The organism is Halococcoides cellulosivorans, from assembly GCF_003058365.1.
GTDB lineage: Archaea > Halobacteriota > Halobacteria > Halobacteriales > Haloarculaceae > Halococcoides > Halococcoides cellulosivorans.
The window spans coordinates 1,193,361-1,212,715 of record NZ_CP028858.1 but is presented as its reverse complement, the minus strand read 5'-3'; the positions used below and the strand labels follow the sequence as shown (position 1 = coordinate 1,212,715).

General features: G+C 67.4%; 22 protein-coding genes. 14 read left to right on the top strand and 8 right to left on the bottom strand.

Going from position 1 to position 19,355, the window contains the following annotated elements; translation table 11 throughout:
- Window positions 1-86 precede the first annotated feature (86 nt).
- A complete protein-coding gene (locus tag HARCEL1_RS05950; protein ID WP_108381645.1) occupies window positions 87-854 on the top strand; it encodes a proteasome assembly chaperone family protein in 768 nt (255 codons plus the stop codon).
- A 57-nt stretch (window positions 855-911) separates the two neighbouring features.
- Window positions 912-1,601, top strand: a complete 690-nt coding sequence (locus tag HARCEL1_RS05945; protein WP_108381644.1) for a LysE family translocator — start codon at window positions 912-914, stop codon at window positions 1,599-1,601.
- Here the strand turns inward: HARCEL1_RS05945 and HARCEL1_RS05940 are convergent.
- Window positions 1,598-2,314 carry an HD domain-containing protein gene (locus HARCEL1_RS05940; protein WP_108381643.1) on the bottom strand — a complete coding sequence of 239 codons (717 nt, stop codon included), beginning with the start codon at window positions 2,312-2,314 and terminating at the stop codon, window positions 1,598-1,600. The two genes, HARCEL1_RS05945 and HARCEL1_RS05940, sit on opposite strands and share 4 nt — an antisense overlap.
- 141 nt (window positions 2,315-2,455) lie before the next feature.
- Between HARCEL1_RS05940 and HARCEL1_RS05935 the strand changes: the two genes are divergently transcribed.
- The gene (locus tag HARCEL1_RS05935) at window positions 2,456-3,445 is read left to right on the top strand and encodes a D-2-hydroxyacid dehydrogenase (protein WP_108381642.1); all 990 of its coding nucleotides are present in this window, start codon (window positions 2,456-2,458) and stop codon (window positions 3,443-3,445) included.
- 232 nt (window positions 3,446-3,677) lie between these two features.
- On the opposite strand, the gene HARCEL1_RS05930 is transcribed toward HARCEL1_RS05935, so the two are convergent.
- On the bottom strand, window positions 3,678-4,067 hold the full coding sequence (locus HARCEL1_RS05930) for a hypothetical protein (RefSeq protein ID WP_108381641.1): 390 nt from the start codon (window positions 4,065-4,067) through the stop codon (window positions 3,678-3,680).
- Between the two features lie 198 nt (window positions 4,068-4,265).
- Between HARCEL1_RS05930 and HARCEL1_RS05925 the strand changes: the two genes are divergently transcribed.
- A complete protein-coding gene (locus HARCEL1_RS05925) occupies window positions 4,266-5,030 on the top strand; it encodes a GNAT family N-acetyltransferase (RefSeq protein WP_108381640.1) in 765 nt (254 codons plus the stop codon).
- Between the two features lie 21 nt (window positions 5,031-5,051).
- On the opposite strand, the gene HARCEL1_RS05920 is transcribed toward HARCEL1_RS05925, so the two are convergent.
- Entirely contained in the window at window positions 5,052-6,164 is a 1,113-nt protein-coding gene (locus tag HARCEL1_RS05920) for a M20 family metallopeptidase (protein ID WP_233357423.1), read from the bottom strand.
- Between the two features lie 82 nt (window positions 6,165-6,246).
- On the opposite strand from HARCEL1_RS05920, the gene HARCEL1_RS05915 reads away from it, so the two are divergent.
- Window positions 6,247-7,245 carry a DUF368 domain-containing protein gene (locus HARCEL1_RS05915; protein WP_233357422.1) on the top strand — a complete coding sequence of 333 codons (999 nt, stop codon included), beginning with the start codon at window positions 6,247-6,249 and terminating at the stop codon, window positions 7,243-7,245.
- Window positions 7,246-7,266: 21 nt separating this feature from the next.
- Here the strand turns inward: HARCEL1_RS05915 and HARCEL1_RS05910 are convergent, their stop codons facing one another.
- From HARCEL1_RS05910 to pyrB, 3 genes are read right to left on the bottom strand one after another with little or no spacing between them, the layout of a single operon-like run.
- A complete protein-coding gene (locus HARCEL1_RS05910) occupies window positions 7,267-7,623 on the bottom strand; it encodes a hypothetical protein (RefSeq protein ID WP_108381638.1) in 357 nt (118 codons plus the stop codon).
- Window positions 7,624-7,678: 55 nt separating this feature from the next.
- A complete protein-coding gene (pyrI, locus tag HARCEL1_RS05905) occupies window positions 7,679-8,140 on the bottom strand; it encodes an aspartate carbamoyltransferase regulatory subunit (RefSeq protein ID WP_108381637.1) in 462 nt (153 codons plus the stop codon).
- Window positions 8,137-9,051 (bottom strand): aspartate carbamoyltransferase, encoded by a 915-nt coding sequence (gene pyrB, locus HARCEL1_RS05900; protein WP_108381636.1) that lies wholly within the window; start codon window positions 9,049-9,051, stop codon window positions 8,137-8,139. The genes pyrI and pyrB overlap by 4 nt, the downstream gene beginning before the upstream one ends.
- Before the next feature lie 169 nt (window positions 9,052-9,220).
- Here pyrB and HARCEL1_RS05895 point away from each other — a divergent pair, with 169 nt between their 5' ends.
- From HARCEL1_RS05895 to HARCEL1_RS05855, 9 genes are all read left to right on the top strand, one after another.
- Window positions 9,221-9,850 carry an RAD55 family ATPase gene (locus HARCEL1_RS05895; protein WP_108381635.1) on the top strand — a complete coding sequence of 210 codons (630 nt, stop codon included), beginning with the start codon at window positions 9,221-9,223 and terminating at the stop codon, window positions 9,848-9,850.
- Window positions 9,851-9,911: 61 nt separating this feature from the next.
- On the top strand, window positions 9,912-10,970 hold the full coding sequence (gene amrS / locus HARCEL1_RS05890) for an AmmeMemoRadiSam system radical SAM enzyme (protein ID WP_108381634.1): 1,059 nt from the start codon (window positions 9,912-9,914) through the stop codon (window positions 10,968-10,970).
- 21 nt (window positions 10,971-10,991) lie between these two features.
- Complete coding sequence (locus tag HARCEL1_RS05885) at window positions 10,992-12,047, top strand: phytoene/squalene synthase family protein (protein WP_233357421.1); 1,056 nt, start codon at window positions 10,992-10,994, stop codon at window positions 12,045-12,047.
- A 51-nt stretch (window positions 12,048-12,098) separates the two neighbouring features.
- Window positions 12,099-12,932 carry a ZIP family metal transporter gene (locus HARCEL1_RS05880; RefSeq protein WP_108381633.1) on the top strand — a complete coding sequence of 278 codons (834 nt, stop codon included), beginning with the start codon at window positions 12,099-12,101 and terminating at the stop codon, window positions 12,930-12,932.
- A gap of 36 nt (window positions 12,933-12,968) precedes the next feature.
- Complete coding sequence (locus HARCEL1_RS05875) at window positions 12,969-13,703, top strand: ABC transporter ATP-binding protein (RefSeq protein WP_108381632.1); 735 nt, start codon at window positions 12,969-12,971, stop codon at window positions 13,701-13,703.
- Window positions 13,700-15,337 carry a hypothetical protein gene (locus HARCEL1_RS05870; RefSeq protein ID WP_108381631.1) on the top strand — a complete coding sequence of 546 codons (1,638 nt, stop codon included), beginning with the start codon at window positions 13,700-13,702 and terminating at the stop codon, window positions 15,335-15,337. Before HARCEL1_RS05875 ends, HARCEL1_RS05870 begins: the two co-directional genes overlap by 4 nt.
- Window positions 15,338-15,376: 39 nt before the next feature.
- Entirely contained in the window at window positions 15,377-15,838 is a 462-nt protein-coding gene (locus HARCEL1_RS05865; RefSeq protein WP_108381630.1) for an MGMT family protein, read from the top strand.
- Window positions 15,838-16,311 carry an NUDIX hydrolase gene (locus HARCEL1_RS05860; protein ID WP_108381629.1) on the top strand — a complete coding sequence of 158 codons (474 nt, stop codon included), beginning with the start codon at window positions 15,838-15,840 and terminating at the stop codon, window positions 16,309-16,311. Before HARCEL1_RS05865 ends, HARCEL1_RS05860 begins: the two co-directional genes overlap by 1 nt.
- 40 nt (window positions 16,312-16,351) lie before the next feature.
- Entirely contained in the window at window positions 16,352-17,332 is a 981-nt protein-coding gene (locus tag HARCEL1_RS05855; RefSeq protein ID WP_108381628.1) for an ornithine cyclodeaminase family protein, read from the top strand.
- A 66-nt stretch (window positions 17,333-17,398) separates the two neighbouring features.
- Here HARCEL1_RS05855 and HARCEL1_RS05850 read toward each other — a convergent pair whose 3' ends face one another.
- A complete protein-coding gene (locus HARCEL1_RS05850; RefSeq protein ID WP_108381627.1) occupies window positions 17,399-17,593 on the bottom strand; it encodes a cold-shock protein in 195 nt (64 codons plus the stop codon).
- A 106-nt stretch (window positions 17,594-17,699) separates the two neighbouring features.
- A complete protein-coding gene (gene pyrG, locus HARCEL1_RS05845; RefSeq protein ID WP_108381626.1) occupies window positions 17,700-19,349 on the bottom strand; it encodes a glutamine hydrolyzing CTP synthase in 1,650 nt (549 codons plus the stop codon).
- Window positions 19,350-19,355 lie beyond the last annotated feature (6 nt).

The following is a 19,355-nucleotide window of genomic DNA, read 5'->3' as shown; positions in this document are numbered from 1 at the left end:
GGTTCGTCGGCCAGCGGGATGGGTTTACCGGCCACCTTGTGATCCCGGCCCGTGGATTTAACCACCGAACCGGCGTCCGTCCTGACATGGCACACGTCGACGTTCACGCCGGCATCGACCTCTCTGGCGGCGTTCTCATCGACGGCCTTCCAGGACAGGGCCTCGTCGGTAAGATCGCCGCCGATCACCTCGTCGAATCGCTCGATCTGGCCCACGTCGGGACCTGCCACTGCGACGGGCTTCCCGAAGTCGCGACCTACCGGACCGAGACGACGACCGTGCGCGCCCCGGTGCGCATTCACGCCGACGAATCGGGCGACGTGATCGTCCTCCAGAGCGACGTCCCCGTCTCGCCGTCGACCGCCGAGGACTTCGCCGCGTGTCTGACACAGTTCCTCGACGACGAAGACATCCTCCCGCTGTACGTGAGTGGGAAAGGCGTCGAAAACGGCGACAGCGTCGACGATATCGACAGTGTGGAGGACGTCGACGACCGACAGGTCATCGGTGTCGCGACCGGCGACGCCAGTGGGTTTCTCACCGATCTCGACGTGGACGACCCCGCCGACAGCGGTGCGATCACCGGCCCGACGGGCGCGCTGCTCTACGCCGCGATCCGCCAGTCGGTCGACGCGGTCGGGATCATCGTCGAGACGACCCCACAGTTCCCAGACCCCGAGGCCGCGCGTCAGTTCCTGGACCGGGCGATCGTGCCGATCACGGGGATCGGCCTCGAAACCGAATCGCTGATCGAACAGGCCGAAGAGATCGGTGAGGCACGCGAACGGCTGGCCCGCGAGATGAGCCAGGGTGGCGACGAGAGTTCGAGCGTCCAACCGATCGGCTTTCAGTGACGGTCGCGGACGGTGCGACCGCGTGACTTTTCAGAATTCGCCAGCGATTCGAGAGTCATGGCTCTCGCGACGGCACTCTGGACGACAGTCGCTGGCGCGGTGTTCGGCCTGGCGCTCGCGGTCCCGCCGGGCCCGATGAACGCCGTCATCGCTGAGGAGAGCGTCCGCAACGGGATGCGATCGGGCGTGATCGCCGGCCTGGGCGCGATGGCCGCCGACGCCATCTTTCTGGGCCTCGCGCTCGTCGGCGTCGTCGCCGTCGTCCGCGACGTGACACTGCTCCGGGGCGCCATGCTGGCGATCGGCGGCGTCCTCATGTGCTACTTTGCCATCGACGCGGTCCGAACCGCCGGCTGGACGACCGTCGAGGGCATCGCACCGGCCGAGACGGACGACAGCGACGTTCGCGGGTTCCGGCGTGCGTTCGTCCTCGCGATGACGAACCCGTTTCAGATCGTCTTCTGGCTGACCGTCGGCGTCGGACTGCTCGACCCGGGCGACGTCGACGTGCTCGGCGTCGCTCACGAGAGTCTCGCTGGCCAAATTGTCGTCCGGACGGGCGACCCACTCCTCATCGTCGGGTTGTTCGCCGGCATCGCCGTCTGGATCGTCGCGTTCCCGGCCGCCCTCGTCGCACTCGGCCGTCGGATCGAGCGGTTCGCGACGCTGATCGCCGCCGGGAGCGCGCTCGTGCTCGCCGGGTTCGGTGTCGCCTTTCTCGTCCAGGCCGGCGGCCTCCTGCTCTAGGCGCCGGGTTCGGCGTCGTCACTCGGCCGGGCCGGTCCCTCGGCGTCCATGCCAGCGACCTCCAGTTCGAGCCACTCTTTGAACCACCGGACGCGTTTCATCCGGCGGTGGGCGACGCTCTCGGCGGCGTCACTCGCGATGCGCTCCTGGGCGTCCTGGCCGCGTTCGAGCACGCGATTCACCATCTCCGCGCTGTCCATGTGCGTCCGGGCCTCGTAGCCCATCCGGAGGAAGAGCAGCGTCATGCCGTTCGCGCCGACCTTGTCGAGCACGTCGGCCTCGATGAGACACTGCGCTTCCAGCGGCAGGTCCGTCACGGGGCCCTGATAGGAGTGGTCCTCGATGGCCGAACACACCTGATCGATAAAGGACTGGGGGTAGTCCACGTGTGTCGTCAGGTACTCCCGGGCGACGTGTGCGCCTGCGTCGGCGTGTTCGTCCTGTTCGGCTTCGAGTTTCGCGATATCGTGGAACAGTGCGGCGACCCGAACCACGTCGGGGTTCGCGCCCTCCTCGCGGGCGAGTTCGACCGCGAGATCGACCACGTTCCGGATGTGGTTGAACCGGTAGGTCGCGGAGTGCCAGGGGTACCACCGCATCCGTCCGCCTTCTTCTTCGTTTTCGACACTCGCGCGGAGATACTCCCAGACGAACTGCTCCATGGCCGCGTACTCCTCGTCGGTGACGGGCCGCTCACGGATTTCGACACCCACAGCACCACCTCCTCCGCAACGTCGCGTGTGCGTCAGTCATTGTGGTTATAAACGGACGACTGACTCTTTAGGGTTACGACACCTGGAGTCTGTCAGGAGACGGACGGCAGTCTTTTGGGGGCGGGCCACCCCCGCCCGAGTATGAGCGCCGACGATCCGACGTCACACAGTTCCCGGACCGACCCCGACGTGGTCGTCCTGCGCGGCAAACCCCACGGCATGGCACCCGAACGATACGCCGACGCACTGCGCGACCGTCTCCCACACGTCGGCATCGCGCGGGCCGAGACGCCCGCCGACGCCCGATCGCTCGTCGAGAGCGCGCCAGTCGTGACGGGGTTTTCGATCGACGAGTCGCTGCTCGACGCGGCGGACGCGATCGAGTTGTTCGCCTGCACGTACGCCGGCACCGGCCACCTTCCCCGTGAGACGCTGGCCGACCGCGACATTGCGGTCACGAACGCGTCGGGCGTCCACGGCCCGAACATCGCCGAGCACGTGATCGGGGCCTTTCTCACGTTCACCCGGAAGTTCCTGACCGCGCGGCGTCGCCAGCAGCGCCACGAGTGGCGCTCCTATCAGGCTCGCGAGTTCACCGGCAGTCGCGTCGCCATCGTCGGACTCGGCGCGATCGGCCGGACGCTCGCCGATCGGCTGGCGGCGTTCGACGTCGAGACCGTCGGCGTCCGGTATTCGCCCGAAAAGGGTGGACCGACCGACGAGGTCGTCGGATTCGATCGGATCCACGACGCACTCGCGGGATCGGAGTACGTCGCGCTCGCGACGCCGCTGACCGAGGAGACGCGTGGCCTGATCGACGCGGACGCCTTCCTCACCATGCCGACCGACGCGGTGCTCGTCAACGTCGCCCGTGGCCCGGTCGTCGACACCGACGACCTCGTCGCGGCGATCAGAGACAACCACATCGCGGGCGCGGCCCTGGACGTGACCGATCCCGAACCGCTCCCGCCCGAGCACCCCTTGTGGGACTTCGAGAACGTCCTGATCAGCGCGCACGTGGCGGGCCACACGCCCGCGTACTACGATCGACTCGCGGACATCGTCGCGCCGAACGTGGAACGCGTGCTCGCGGGCGACGATCTGAGCGATCTGGCAAATCGGGTCGTGTAGCGGGACGAGCCGTCGGATGCCGGCTCGGAGAAAGTACTTAGTGGTTCAGTGGTCGATTGTTCGAACACGCCGATGAGCAATCACTGCCCCGACGATCGATCACTCCTCGACCTCGCGGGCGTTCTGAGCGACGAAAAAGTCGAGACGCTCCGGGCGGCTCTCGATGAGCGCCGTGAGCACCGCCAGCGTGACCTCGACGACATGCGGACCGAATGGGCGACGCAGACGAATCCTACTGATCGATCGAATCGCGGTAGCCGGCGCGGATCTCCACGGCGAAATACCCGCCAACCACGACAAGGAGCCACCCGGCGAGGACCGGACCGATCCACGCCGCCGTGCCACGCTCGAACAGAGAGACAACGACGACCGGGGCGCCGAAGAACGCGATCAGCGCCAGGACGTACCGCCACCGCGCGCGGACCGAGAGGTCGCCGGGCCGGCCCCGAGCGGCGAGCACCGCGTGGGACACGCCGCCGAAGAGAGCGATGTTGAACACCGCGCCAAGGACGGCCCCGGCCGGACTCCAGATCGGAATCTCGACGATCCGGCCGATCGCCACGTAGACCACGAACACGCTCACGACGACCGGGACGTGCAGTGGGGTTTTGCGATCGATCATTGGATGCTGAGTCTGCTGGCCCTATCGTAAACGCATTGATCGAGACCTCCGATCGGATCGGGCGATCACACCGATCGAGTGCTCTCCGAGTCTCGATGGGTCGACCGCTGATCCGTTGAGTGGCGAGGTCCCACCCAGTCCCTCCAGGGGACCTGCCGGCGTGACAGCCTTTATGCGCCATGCCCACGAGGCCCACGTATGAACTGCCGACCCGCAGAACCGGCCGACCGACCGGCGATCCGTGACGTCGCGCGCCGATCGATCCAGGCGTCGTATTCGCTGAGTCCCCAGGCGATCACCGACGCCATCGAGGAGTGGTACGCCGAATCCCGACTGACCGAGACGCTCGACGCCGACGATCGCCTCTTGCTCGTCGCAGAAATCGACGATCAGGTCGTGGGCTTCTCGGAGAGTACGCTCACCGAATCCCACGTCGAGGCTCGCGGCGCACACGAGGACGTCGACACCAGTCACGACGCGACGATCCTCTGGGTGCACGTCGATCCCGCCTATCGGGGATCGGGCGTCGGCACCCGACTGTTCGAGGGCACGCGCGACCGACTCGACGAGCTCGGCGCGACGCGCCTCCGGGCGCAGGTGCTCGCGGACAACAGCGAGGGGACGGGCTTCTACGAGGACTTCGGCCTCCAGCGCGTCGGCCAGCAGGAACGCGAGATCGCCGGCCGGAGCCACATCGAGTACGTCTACGTCGACGAACCCAGCGGGATCGAATCCGTCGAGACCGACGGCCAGACCGTCTACGTCGACCGTGACGACGCCGAGACCGGGTCGATCGCCCCACTGTTCGTCGTCTACAGTGACGAAGCGCGCGATCAGCGGTACGGCTATTTCTGTAGCAACTGCGAGAGTTTCGCGAACGCGATGGACGCGATGGGCCGTATCGAGTGTGCGAACTGCGGGAACGCCCGGAAGCCGACCCGGTGGGACGCCGCCTATATGTAGCGCCGACCGACGCCAGCCTCCTCAGACCACCAGATCACGCACGAGGCGCTCGTAGATCTCCCGACAGCGTTCGATCGCGGCGATCGAGACGGATTCGTCGTCGGTGTGGGCCTCGCCGGGTTCGGCGGCCCCGATCACCAGACAGTCCGTCCCGGCACGGTCGGCCAGCCACCCGGCATCGGTCGCGTGCGGTTTGACGATCCGACGCGCATCGCGGTCCCGACTCGCGGCGGCGACCGCACGCTCGACGAACGACTCGTCGGCACAGACCATCGGCGGGAGATCCTGATCGACCGTCACGTCGACGGCGTCGAACATCGCGAGGTCGATCCGTCCGCCGGGGATCGTCCGCTCGTCGACGGTGACCGTACAGGTCTCGGGGACGACGTTCCACGCGTCTCCGCCCGCGATTTCGGTGACAGCGACCGATCCGTCGACGCGCTGCCCGGCGATCTGGCGGCTGGGCGGATCGACCGATCGCAACCGGTCGATCGCATCGATGGCGTGATAGATCGCGTTGTCCGCGTCGTGGCCGACGCTGGCGTGAGCGGCGGTTCCGCTGGCCTCGACGGTGAGCGCCCGGCGGCCCTTGTGGGCGACTGCGACGTCGATGCCAGGGGGCCCGTCACTAGGGGCCTCCTCTTTTCCGTACCCCGTCGAGCCTTCGAGCACGACCGCGCGCTCTGGACTGAATCCGTGGTCGATCGCCCACCGACAGCCGATGCCCCCAGATTCCTCGCCGGTGAACGAGACGAACGCGACCGGTCGTGTGGCGTCGTCGGCCACCGCCGCGAACGCCGTCATCGCGGCAGCGAGCGAGCCTTTCATGTCGGCGGTCCCGCGCCCGTAGAGGCGGCCATCGCGGCGCTCGACCCGGAATCGATCCGCGGCCCAGTGGTCGTCGGCCGGGTCGACCACGTCGTGATGACCCACGAAGGCGAGATCGGGATCGCCGGACGGCCCCGCGCGAGCGATCACGTTCCCGCCGCGTGGCGCGTCGTCGCGTTCGACGGTGGCCGCAGTGTGCTCGCGGAGCCAGGCTTCGACAGCGTCGCCGGCGGCCCGTTCGTCGCGCGCGTCGGTCGAGTGGCTCGGAATTGCGACGAGGTCACAGGCGAGATCGATCGTCGACACGCCACCTCGGACGGGCGGACGACTCTTGAGGCTGCCGTCACGCTTCGGAAGCGACTTGCCCGCGATCGTCCAATCACAATGCATGTCAGACGGAACGGCGGAGTCGCGCGTCGATCGCGAGGACTGGCTCGACCCGGTGAGCCTGCTTCGCGCGGCGGTCGTGGGGCTGTTTATGGGGACCGCCGACGCCGTCCCGGGCGTCTCCGGCGGCACGATCGCACTGATCGCGGGCGTCTACGAGCGACTCATCGGCGCGATCACGGCGATCACGCCACAGCGATTTCTCACCGGCGTTCGATCGCTGATCCCCGTCGGTGAAGGGTTCTCGATCGATCGCGCCCGCCGACTGCTGATGACTGTCGACGCGGGCTTTCTGATCGCTCTCGGCACCGGTGTCGCCACGGCGGTCGTGCTCGTGACGCGGGCCGTCCACTTCGCGAACGCCAACGCGCCCGTCGTGCTGTACGGCGTCTTTTTCGGACTGATCGCCGCCTCCGCGGTCGTTCTGTTGCGAAGCCTCCCGCCGGAGTCCGGTCGTGAGATCGCGATGGGGCTCGTCGGCGTCGTGATCGCGGCGGTACTCTCGGGGCGGTCGACACCGCTCTCGGGGGATGGACTCCTCGTCGTCTTCGTCGCGGGCGCAGTCTCCGTCAGCGCGATGATTCTCCCCGGCGTCTCGGGATCGCTACTCCTCGTGATTCTCGGACAGTACGAGCGCATGGTCGAGACGCTCAAATCCGTCATGGACGGCCTGGCGAGCGCCGTCCTCGACGGTGCGAGCCTCCCGTTCGACCAGATCGTCGTCGCCTCCGTCTTCATTCTCGGGGGCCTGACGGGGCTCGCGACGATTTCACGCGTGATCCAGTGGGCACTGTTGCGAGCGCGTCGGGCGACGCTATTCTTTTTGATCGGCCTGGTCGTCGGCGCGCTCAGAGCGCCGATCGCTGAACTGCTCGGACGTGAGGCCGTCTCGGTGTCGACGACGTCGGTGACGGCGTTTCTCGGGAGTGCTCTCGTCGGCGCGATCGTCGTTCTCGTGCTCGATCACACGGCGGTCGATCTCGACCTCGCGGAAGTCTGAGCCGCCCGCCGCCGCGGCGAGTCACCGCATCCCGTTTTCGAGGTTCTCCAACAGTTTCCCGACGAACAGCCCCGTTCGCGGTGCGATCGACGACGGTGGGGCTGTCTCCGGGAGGTCCACCGGGTGAGCCGCGAGCGTCTCGCGAAACCGCTCGCTATGAGTCATCGCGTGCATGACGTCGACGACGTCGACGGTCAGGCCGGCGTCGTCGGTCGCCATCCCGGGGTGGCGCTCGCGCTCGGCGTCGGTGTACCGAATCGTCCAGGAGAACCCACCGACCGCTTCGATCACGCGGTCGAGATCACCGACCGGAAGCCGGTCGTCGCCCTCCCCGACGTAGATCGTGCCGTCGTCGACGGTCGTCGGGTGGCGAGTCACCCCCTCTCCTACGCGGGTCAGCCCAAAAAGTGCGCTGGCGGTCGGCGTGGCCCGCTCACGCGTCGTCGATCAGGGCGGCGATGTCGTCTCGGACGATCGTATCGCAGTACGCACACCGGACGGCGTCGTCGAGCACTTCGAAGTTCGACTCGACAGGTTCGTCCTTCGTGGAGATGCAGTTGGGGTTCGGGCAGTGGAGGACGCCAATCACGCGATCGGGGCGGGTGACGCGTCGCTTGTCGACGACCTCGTAGTCGCGGATGATGTTGATCGTCGCGGATGGCGCGATCAGACTGAGCACGTCGACTTCGGCTTCACTCAACTCCCGACCCTCGATTTTCACGATGTCCTTGGTGGAGAGGTGGTCGCTCGGAACGTGCATCACGACGCTGACGGGGACGCCCGCGCGGCCCGTGATCTCCAGGATCGTGAGGACGTTCAACGCCTGTCCACCGGTGATGTGGTCGATGACGGTGCCGTCTTCGATCTTCGAGACACGGAGTTGCTGATCGCTCATGACTGGGCCTCCAGGAGGAGGTCGAGCAGCGCCATCCGCACCGGGACGCCGTTGTGGGCCTGTTCGAAGTACGCCGCGTGATCGGTGTCGTCGATCTCGGGGGCGATCTCGTCGACGCGTGGCAGCGGATGCATCACCGTGAGGTCGTCGGCCGCCGCGGCCAGCGTCGTGGTGTCGATCCGGTACTCACCGGCCACCTCGCGGTACTCACTCTCGTCGGGAAATCGCTCCTCTTGAATCCGGGTCATATAGAGCACGTCGACCTCGGGAACGATCGCGTCGAGATCGGTGTGTTCGCGGATCGTCGCGCCCGCCTCGTGGAGGTCGTATCTGACCTTCCGGGGCAGTTGCAGGCTCTCTGGACTGACGAAATGCTGGGTCGCGTCGAAGTTGGTGAGCGCGTGGGCGAGCGAGTGGACCGTGCGCCCGTACTTGAGATCTCCGACGATCCCGATCGAGACGTCGTCCAGGCCCGCCGCCTCGCGAATCGTATACAGGTCGAGCAACGTCTGGGTGGGATGTTGGCCCGCGCCGTCACCCGCGTTGATCAACGGCACGTCGACGAACTCGCTGGCCATCTGGGCCGACCCCTCCATCGGATGGCGCAAGACGAGTGCGTCGGCGTAGCCTTCGACCACGCGGACCGTGTCCGCGAGACTCTCGCCTTTCTTGACGCTGGAGGATTCGACCGTCCCCATGTCGACGACGTCGCCCCCGAGTCGCTTGATCGCGGCCGCGAAACTCATCTTCGTGCGCGTGCTGGGCTCGAAAAAGCAGAGGCCCAACAGGGCGTTCGCGTGGCGGTCGGCCACCGCTGCGGGATCGGCCGCGATCTCGGCCGCCCGGTCGAGAACCCCCTCGATGTCCGCCCGAGAGAGCTGTTTGGCGCTGATGATGTCCTCGTGGCGCATCGGTGAATAGCCCGCCGCAAACGACCTTGAAAGTCCCGATCTGGGCACGACGTCGAATCGAAGCCTCTTTGGAAGGAAATCTCGACGACCTCGATCAATTTTCCAATTTCTTGAGAGGCGTAACTGGCCGGAATCTTTAATCAATAACGATCCCTAGGGACAGCAAAGAATGAAAGATCGGCTGCGAACGGGCGTCGACGTCCTCGATCGAAAACTCGGGGGCGGTATTCCGGCCGGCAGCATCGTCGTGGTCAACGCGACGCCGGCCAGCCAGGCAGAGCTATTTCTATACGAACTGACAGCCGTGCGTGGGACGCTGTATCTGTCGCTGGATCGCTCCGAGGAGGCGGTCAGGGACGCGATCGAGTACACGCCCGCCGAGACCGGCGAGCCGACGATTCGACACGTCTCGGGGGAGGCCCCGCTCGACAACGCCGGCAAACTCGTGAGTGCACTGCCCGAAGCGTCGAATCTGATCATCGACCCGCTGGACGTCCTCGAAGCACAGGAACCGCCGTCGCGGTTCCGGAGTTTCATGAACGACCTCCAGAACCACATCTTCAATACGGGGAGTCTCGCCATCCTGCACTGTCTCGACGGCCGGCAGGTCCCACCGCTCCGGGACAGCACCGAGCACTTCGCAGACGTGATCTTCCAGTTCGATACGACCGTCGACGGTGACGACATCGAGAACCGTCTCGCTATCCCCAAGTTCCGCGGTGGGCGGGCCCCGACGGACATCATCAAACTCAACCTCGCAGAGGAAGTCGCGATCGACACCAGCCGCGACATCGCCTGAGTGGGTCTGGGTCGGGACGAGTCTCACACGGCTATTTGGTCTCTGAGCACCTATCGAGCGTATGGCGACCGACGATCCGGCCGGTGGTCAGCCAGCGACCCTGAGCGAGGACGCCGACGGCGATCGGGTCACCTGCACCGCGTGCGCTCATCGATGTACGCTCGACCCCGGCCAGACCGGCATCTGTTCGGTCCGCACCAACCACGACGGAACGCTGTATCTGGACACCTACGGACTGGTCCACGACAGTCCGGTCGGACCGCCAGGGACGCCCGATCCGATCGAGAAAAAGCCCCTGTACCACGTCGCGCCCGGGAGCCGGATTCTGAGCTTCGGCGGCGCGTCCTGTAACTTCGCATGCAAATTCTGTCAAAACCACCACATCGCTCACGCCGACCCCGAGGAGGTCTCACTCCGATCGGTCTCGCCCGAGGAGGCAGTCCAGGCCGCCCGCGAACAGGACTGTGAGGCCGTCGCGTGGACGTACAACGAACCGACGATCTACGCCGAGTACGTCCGTGATACCGCACGACTGGCCCAGGAGGCGGGCCTGCTCACCGCCATCGTCTCGAACGGCTATTTCACCGAAGAGTTCGTCGCCGCGGTCGGGCCGTACCTCGACGCCGCCAACGTCGACATCAAGGGCATGGACGAACACGACCATCGCGCGTACGTGGGCGCGCAAGCCGCACCGAGTCGCGAGGGGGCCGAGCGGTTGGCTGCGGCGGGCGTCCACGTCGAGCTGACATATCTGACGATCCCCGACGTGAACGATTCGGCGGACGAACTGCGGGCGTTCGTCGAGTGGGTCCGCGACGCGATGGGCCCGTCGACGCCCGTGCATTTCTCGCGATTCCACGGCGCCCACGAGATGAGCGATCACCCCTCGACGCCCGTCGAGACGCTGGATCGAGCGGCCGCGATCGCACGCGAGGCCGGCCTGGAGTACGTGTACGTGGGGAACGTTCCCGGCCATCCTGCCAGCGACACTCGGTGTCCGGACTGCGATCGACCGTGGATCGAACGCGACGGCTTTGCGGCCACGCTCGCCGTCGAGCGCGGGGCCGACCAGTGTGCGTGCGGGCGGCCGATCGACGTGACGTGGCGATCGCGTGCCTAGGGTTTTGAGGGAGGGCGTGATATGCCCCACACGATGGTGGACGAGGTCCTCTCCGATCGGGCATCCGACGACGCGATCGACGTGAGCCGATCGATCCAGCGAGAGACAGGGGTGACCTTCCACGTCGCGACGCGATTCCTCCCCGAGCGAGTGCGAGTGCCGACCTACGTCCTGTATGCGTTCTTCCGCGAGGCCGACGAAATCGTCGACGATCCAGACCCGCCGGCCCCCGAGATCCGACGCGAACGCCTCGCAAAGATGCGCGCGGCGGCCCACGGCGACCGGCCGCCCGAATCGCCGGTGCTCGACGCGTTCGGGGACCTGTCCGACCGCCACGGGTTCACCGAAAGAGACATCGAGGCGTTTTTCGACGCGATGGCACGCGACGTCGACCCGAGCGATTTCGCAGATTACGACGCGCTCGACGAGTATCTCCGTGGGTCGGCGGTCGCCGTCGGAAACATGATGTGTGCAGTGATGGACCGTGACGACCCCGAGACCCTCGATCACGCCCGCGCGCTCGCTGAGGCCTTTCAGTTGACCAACTTCCTGCGTGATGTCCGCGAGGACGTCGTGGACTTCGATCGGGTCTACCTGCCGGAATCCGCACTCGCCGCGGAGGGACTCACCCCCGACGACGTGCGGCGACTGGCGGATTCGCCGGCGTTGCGCGCCGTGATCCGCTCGGAACTCCGGCGGACCGAACGGCGCTATCGCCACGGCGTCGACGGGATCGCAAACTTGCCCGACGATTGCCAGTTCGCGGTCCTGGCCGCCGCCGTGCTGTACGCCGAACACCACCGCCTGATCCGCGCCCAGTCGTGTGACGTCGTCAGTTCTCGGCCCACACTCTCGATGCCCAGACGCCTGTGGGTCGTCGCGAAGACTCGACTCTCGTGGTCTCGACACGGCGATCCACGGACGGTCTTCGACCGCGTGAGCGCCGTGCCCGCCGCGCCCGAGGACTCGCCGCCGGGTGGCCTCCGATCGCGCCTGGCCGACCTCTCGCGAGCGATCGCAACGCGTTCCCGTCGTGTGCTGAGCCGACTCGGCGTCCGCTCCTCGGACGACCGGTAGTGACCGACGCCCTTTCGAAACCTTCCTGTATCGCTCTCACGAGTCCTCGATATGACGTCTCCGTCCCGCCAGCCGTTCGTCATCGGTATCGGCACGACGATCGCGCTGGTCGCCGTCCTCGGCGTCGGCCTCCTCAACGATCGGACGACGCTGGTCGGCGTCACACTCTTCGCGTTCGTCGCGATGGCGGCCGGCGTCGCGCTGCGGGTCGCCGGCGACTTCGGGTCACCGACACGGACTGTCTGGGCGTACGGGCTATCGAGTGGGGCGATGCTCGCGAGTGCGATGGCACTGCTCGCACCGAAGGCGATCGGCCAGCACGCCGAGATCGGCGGGTTCGCGATCGCCGTTGGCTATCTCGTCGGCTACGCCGCCCACGAAATCGGCCATCACGCGACCCATCGCGACTGGCCGATCGATCTGGTCACCGGCGAGTTGACGCTGCACGCCGTCGCCGCCGGGGCGATGATGGGCGTCCTCTACGGGTCGCTGCCCGGGCTGACCGCCCTGTTCGGATTCGGCGTCGTCGCCCACAAGTTCCCCGCCGGATTCACCGGCGCGTCCGCGGTCATCGATCGCGGCCAGTCGTCGATTCAACTGGTGGTGCCCGCCGCGGCGGTCGCGCTCGCGGCGATCCCCGCATCCTTACTCGTCCCGCCGCTGAGCGGCGGCGTCCAGGCCGCCTTCTTCGGGCTCTCGACGGGCGTGTTCACCCACGTCGCCATCGACATGCTGCCCGAGTGCAAGTCCGGCGACCCCGAGAGCGGCCACGGCGCGGTCGTCTGTTCGCCCGACGCCGATCGGCTTCGTCACGCCGCGGTCGCGAGCACATTGTTCGGCACCGCCGCGATCGCCGGATTGTGGGTCGCCGTCGGCGGACTGTGACCCACCGTTTTTGAGGCCGCCGGTCCCAGCCAGCGCATGGACGATCCCGTCATCGAGACCGAGGGGCTCCGAAAGGTCTACGACGGCACGGTCGCCGTCGAGGGCCTCGATCTGCGCGTCGAGCGCGGGACGGTGTTCGGGCTGCTCGGGCCGAACGGCGCGGGCAAGACCACGACGATGGGCATGTTGACGACGCTGACGACGCCGACGGCTGGCACCGCCGCCATCGCGGGCACGCCGATCGACGACCGCTCGGCAGTCGTCGAGCACATCGGCTACCTGCCCGAGTCACCGCCGCTGTACGAGGAGTTGACCGCTCGCGAGCAACTCGCGTACGTCGCGGGCCTCCGCGAGGCCGATCTGGACGATCGGATCGCGGAGTTGCTCGACCGGTTCGATCTGGTCGACGCCGCCGACGACCGCATCGAGACCTACTCGAAAGGGATGGCCCAGAAGACGAGTCTGATCCAGGCGCTGATGCACGACCCCGACGTGCTCTTTCTGGACGAACCCACGAGCGGGCTCGACCCACGGGCCGCCCGGGCGGTGCGTGAGGTGATCGGTGAGATCGCTGACGCCGAGACGACGGTCGTGCTCTCGACGCACATTCTGAGCGTGGTCGAGGAACTCGCGGATCGCGTGGGCGTGCTCTACGACGGCGAACTCGTCGCCGACGGGTCGCCCGCCGAGTTGATCGCCCGCGTCGAAGGCGACGGCGCGGGCACGCTCGAAGACGTGTTCCTCGAAGTGACCGGCGGGCCCGACCGATGACGCGACACGGCATCGCGCTCGTCGCGCTCACCGAACTCAGACGGTCCTGGCGGCAACTGCGCGACAGCGCACGCGGCGTCCTGTTGATCGTCGGCGGCCTCCTCTTCGGGCTGTTTTACGGCCTGATCGCGGGTGGTGGAGGCTTTTTCCTCGCCGCGAACCTCGCTGGCCCCGATCCCTCCGAGTTCGGGCAGATCGCGTTCGCCGCTGCGCCCGCCGGACTGGTCGGCTTTATCGCCTTCGTCGTCTTCCAGCGCGCGATCAAGAAGACCGGCGAACCCGACGGGCTGGACGGACTCCTGACCGCGACCGACCACCGGACGGTCACGCTGGGCGTCGTGCTCGCTGAGACCGGGCGTGTGATCGCATCGCTGGGCGTGATCGGTCTCGCAGGCGCGATCGGGGTCGGCGCGGGCGTCGCCTCGACGCGCCCGTCGATCGCCGGGGCGGTCGTGTCTGGGCTGCTCGCTGCGAGCGCGGTCGGCCTCTCCGTGTTGGCGCTCACGATCGCCACCGTCGCGTGGGCGTACGCGCTCGGCCAGGCCGCCCGATACGTCCTGGCGCGCTCGCGGTTCGTCTCGCGACACCGGTCGATCCTCGGAATCGCGACGACGCTGGTCGGCCTGACGCTGTGGATCGGCTTCATCAACGCGCCCGGCGGGCAGAGCCAGGCCGCCGCACTCGCCGCCCAGACACCGCTGGGCTGGTGGCCCGACCTGGTCGGCCTGGTGGTCCCTGGCCTGCCCGCAGACCCGCTGCGCGGTCTCGTCGGGGCGGGCGTGCTCGGCGTCGCGATGCTCACCGGCCCGCTGGCGACGGTCGAAGCGACCGGGCGGACCTGGTATCTCGACAGCGTCCAAATCGAGGCGAGCGCGTCGAGTGCGCGCTGGACCGACTGGCTGCTGCCGAGCGTGCTTCCGCCGTCGGGCGCGGCCGTCGCGCGCAAATCCTGGCTGCGCGCGCTCCGATCGCCGTTCATCGTGCAGTTCGCGATCTTTCCGTACTTCTTTTTGATTTACCAGATCACGCCGGCGTTCGCGGGCGATCCGATCCCCCCGACGCTCGCGGTCAGCGCGGGGCTGGCGACCGCGGTCGGCGCGGGCGCGGCGTTCTCGCTCAACCCACTGGGCGGTGAAGGCGACGTGTTGCCCGTCGTCTTGATCGCCGCGCCGTCGGGGACGGCGTTCGTAACCGGGTTGGCGCTCGCGGGCGCGTTGCCAGGCGTCGTGCTCACCGTCATCTTCGTCGGAGTCCTCGGAATCGCGCTCGGAACGGCCCCGCTCGTCCTCGCGACGGGTGGCGCACTCGCGGTCGCGAGCGCGCTCGCGCTCCCGGCGATCGCGACCGGGATCGGCGCGTACCTTCCCAAATTCGAGACCAACGAGGTCAGTGGCACCGAAGTGGTCGTTCCGAGCGGGTGGGCGTTCGCGGGCTACCTGCTGGTCGCGGGCGTCGTGCTCGCGCCCGGTCTCGTGGGGACGTACGCGGCGGGGCCCCTGGCGGACCTGATCGGCGTGTCGGTCACCCCAGTAGCGATCACTGGGCTCGTCGCGTCGATCACGCTGCTCGCCGTCTGCGGCGTGGCGAGTCTCGCCGTGGCGGCCCGCCGCTTCGAGCGCTACACGCTGGCGTGACGACGCCACGTTGACGGTCCCGCGGGCCGAGGATCGGCCATGGACGAACGCACGGGTGTTTTCGGGCGCGACACGCCGTATCTGGACCGCGAGATCGAGATCGGCGTCGCCGACGGCCGTCTGTTGTCGGTGACGTTTCCGGACACCGCGGGCGACCGCGATGGGTCCGAACACCCACTACTCGACCGGATCGAGGCCGTGCTCGGGGGCGAAGACGACGATTTGCGTGACGTCGAGGTGGCGCTGACGATGCCGACCGACCGCCGGCGCGTCCTCGACGCGCTGCGATCGGTGCCCCGGGGTGAGACGGTCAGTCTGGCCCAACTCGCACGGATGACGGCCGATCTCGACCCCGATGCCGACGACGCCGCTCGAACCGTCGCGTCGGCCCTTCGAGACAACCCCGTCCCGATCGTCGTTCCGAGTCACCGGGTCAGCGACGGGCCAGACGCCGCACCGGCGACCGTCGCCAGCGCGCTCCGGCGCGTGGAGGGACTGTAATGGAACGGACACGGCACTTCGTCGCGACGGTCTACGTCGTTCACGAGGGCGCGACGGCGTTGCATCACCACCCCACACTCGACATGTGGCTCCCGCCCGGTGGCCACATCGATCGCGGCGAGACGCCCCACGAAGCGGCGATCCGAGAGGTGCGCGAGGAACTCGGAGTCGCGGTCGATCTGAACGCCGAACCGGGCGACATCGAGAGTGCCACCGCGCGGAGTCTCCCTCGGGCCGAGCACCTCCTCATCGAGGACATCGACGTCTGTGACGGCGAGGTCGGCCACCAGCACGTCGATCACGTCTACTACGGGTCGATCCCGTCCCGTGACCTCGATCCGGGGCCCGACGAGGTCCCGGCCGACGACTGGGAGTGGTTCGACCCGTCGGACCTCCGCGAGGCGGATCTGGCCGCCGACGTCGCCGAGTTGGGTCGGGAGGCGATCGCGACCGTCGGCCGATCGGACCGCTGACGGGCCGGCGTTTTATTGTGGGGTCAGTCGAACGGCCCGCATGGTACGCTTGATCGGGCCCGAGATCGTCCGACAGGTCGCCGATCCGGGAGCGATCGTCACCGCCGTCGAGAGCGCGTTCGCGGCGGCGGCCCGGGGCGACTGTCAGATGCCGCCGAAATCCTACATCGATCTGCCGAACCACGGCGGCGACTTCCGGTCGATGCCGGGGTACGTCGCCGACGAATCCGGCGAGGCGGCGGCGCTGAAGTGGGTGAACGTCCACCCCGGCAATCGCCGGTCGGGACTCCCGACGGTGATGGGAACGATCGTCTACAACGACCCCTCGACGGGGCGGCCGCTCGCGGTCATGGACGGCACGCTGATCACGCGCCTGCGAACGGGCGCGGCGGCCGCGGTCGCGACCGATCACCTCGCTCGCGATGACGCGAGCACGCTCGGCGTGATCGGCGCGGGCGCACAGACCGACGCCCAGTTCGAGGCGATCCGCACCGTCAGAGAGATCGATCGCGTCGTCGTCGCGGACGAAGATCGCACTGCCGCCGCGGAGTTCGCCAGCCGTCACGCCGATCGGGCCGAGGTCTCGGTCGAGACCGTCGCGGACGCCGCCCGCTGTGATATCGTCTCGACGCTCACGCCCGTCGCAGAGCCGATCGTCCACACCGCTGGGGAGGAGACGCACATCAACGCGATCGGGGCCGACGCCACCGGGAAACACGAGATCAGCGACGCGATCCTTGCCGACGCGCGGATCGTCGTCGACGACGTCGAGCAGTGTCGCCACTCGGGAGAGGTGAACGTCCCGCTCGCGAACGGTCGGCTCGACGACTCCGATATCACAGAGACGCTGGGGGCGATCGTCGCGGGCGATCGGCCGGGGCGGCGGGCCAGCGACGGCGTCACCGTCTTCGACTCGACGGGGCTGGCGATCCAGGACGTCGCCGCGGCACGCGTCGTCTACGAGGCCGCCGTGGAGCGCGACCTGGGCGAGACGTACGATCTGGTCGAGACCGAGCGATAGCGATCGCTCGACGGGTGGGGGTCCGAAAAAATCGGTGGTGCTCAGTCGTGCTGAGAGATCAGCCGATCAGTTGCGAACGACCTGCGCCGCACGCGGGCCTTTCGGTGAGTCTTCGATGTCGAATTCGAGGTCCTGTCCTTCTTCGAGATCCGGGCCGCCAACGTCCTCCATGTGGAAGAATACGTCGTCGTCTGCGTCCTCGGTTTCGATAAATCCGTAACCGCCAGTGTCGTGGAAGAAATCCACAGTTCCAGTCGCCATTGCAACAATAGCGGGGGGCCCGGCAGGGATAGGCCTTCCGCGAGTCGCGCTCACACGACGCTCGCGTCGAGTGGTCGGTCCGGACACACCGTCACTCGTCGACCGTTCAGTCGCTCGATTCGGCGGGTGGGACGCGCGTCGCGCCCTGGACTGCCTCCAGGAAGCCGACGAAGGGTGGCGAGGCACGACCGGGGCGCGAGCGGAACTCGGGGTGGAACTGCGTCCCCAGGAAGTAGGGGTGGTCGTCGATTTCGAGGATCTCCATCCGACGGCCGGACTCGCCCGAGAACGTCAGGCCCGCTGCTTCGAGGTCGGGGATGTACTCGGGGTTGACCTCGTAGCGGTGGCGATGTCGTTCGGTACAGGTCGTCGAATCGTACAGCGCGTGGGCGAGCGTCCCCGCTTCGATCTGGGTCTCGTGAGCGCCCAACCGCATCGTCGCGCCCATGTCGTCGACGTCTTCCTGTTCGGGCAGCAGGTCGATCACGGGGTGGGCCGTGTTCTCGACCATCTCCGCGGAGTGTGCGCCGTCGAGATCGAGGACGTTGCGCGCGAACTCGACGACGGCCATCTGAAAGCCCAGACAGAGGCCGAGGAAGGGCACGTCGTTCTCGCGGGCGTACCGAATCGCGGCGATCTTGCCTTCCGTGCCGCGCGAGCCGAACCCACCGGGCACGACGATGCCGTCGATCCCCTCGAAGGCGTCACCGACGCCGTCGACCAGTTCCTCGGAGTGGATCCAGGTGGTCTCGACCTCCGTCGCGGCGTCGAGGCCGGCGTGTTTGAGCGACTCGTGAATAGAGAGATACGCGTCTTCGAGGCCGTACTTCCCGACGAGCGCGATACACACCTCGTCGGTGCGCTCGCGCGTGACGAGATCGCGCCAGTGGTTGTCCCGATCCTCACGCGGGAGTGCTTCGTCGGTCAGATCGAGTTCGTCCATGACGTACCGATCGAGGCCCTCGTCTTCGACGACCAGCGGGACGCGATAGATGTCCGGGACGTCGGGGTTCGAGAACACCGCCTCGGTGGGCACGTCACAGAACAGCGCGATCTTCTCGCGGGTCTTCTCCGCCAGGTGGTCCTCACACCGCCCGACGAGGATGTCGGGCTGGAGGCCGATCGAGCGGAGTTCCTTGACGCTGTGCTGAGTCGGCTTGGTCTTCTGTTCGCCGTTTTTCGAGTACGGGACGAGCGTGACGTGGGTATGGAGGATGTCGGCGTCGTCTTCCTCGTGGGCGAACTGCCGGAGCGCTTCGAGATACTGCATCCCCTCGATGTCACCCACGGTCCCCCCGACTTCGATGATGCAGACGTCGTGGCCGTCCGCGACCTCGCGAATCCGGCGTTTGATGTCGTCGGTGACGTGTGGGATGATCTGGACCGTCCGGCCGAGGTAGTCGCCCGCGCGCTCGCGGTCGATGACCTCGCGATAGACTTTCCCCGTGGTCACGTTGTGCTCGGCGGTCATGTCGATGTCCAGGAATCGCTCGTAGTTGCCCAGATCCAGGTCGACCTCCGCGCCGTCTTTGAGGACGTACACCTCGCCGTGCTGGTAGGGGTTCATCGTCCCGGCGTCGACGTTGAGATACGGGTCGATCTTGACCGCGGTCACGTCGAAGCCGGCGTTCGCGAGGAGTCGTCCGGTGCTCGCGGCGGTGATGCCCTTGCCCAGTCCGGACATGACACCGCCGGTGACGAAGATGAATTTCCGGCCGAGTGAGGCGTCGTAGCCGGTTTCCGGTTCGGTCGGCATACCGAC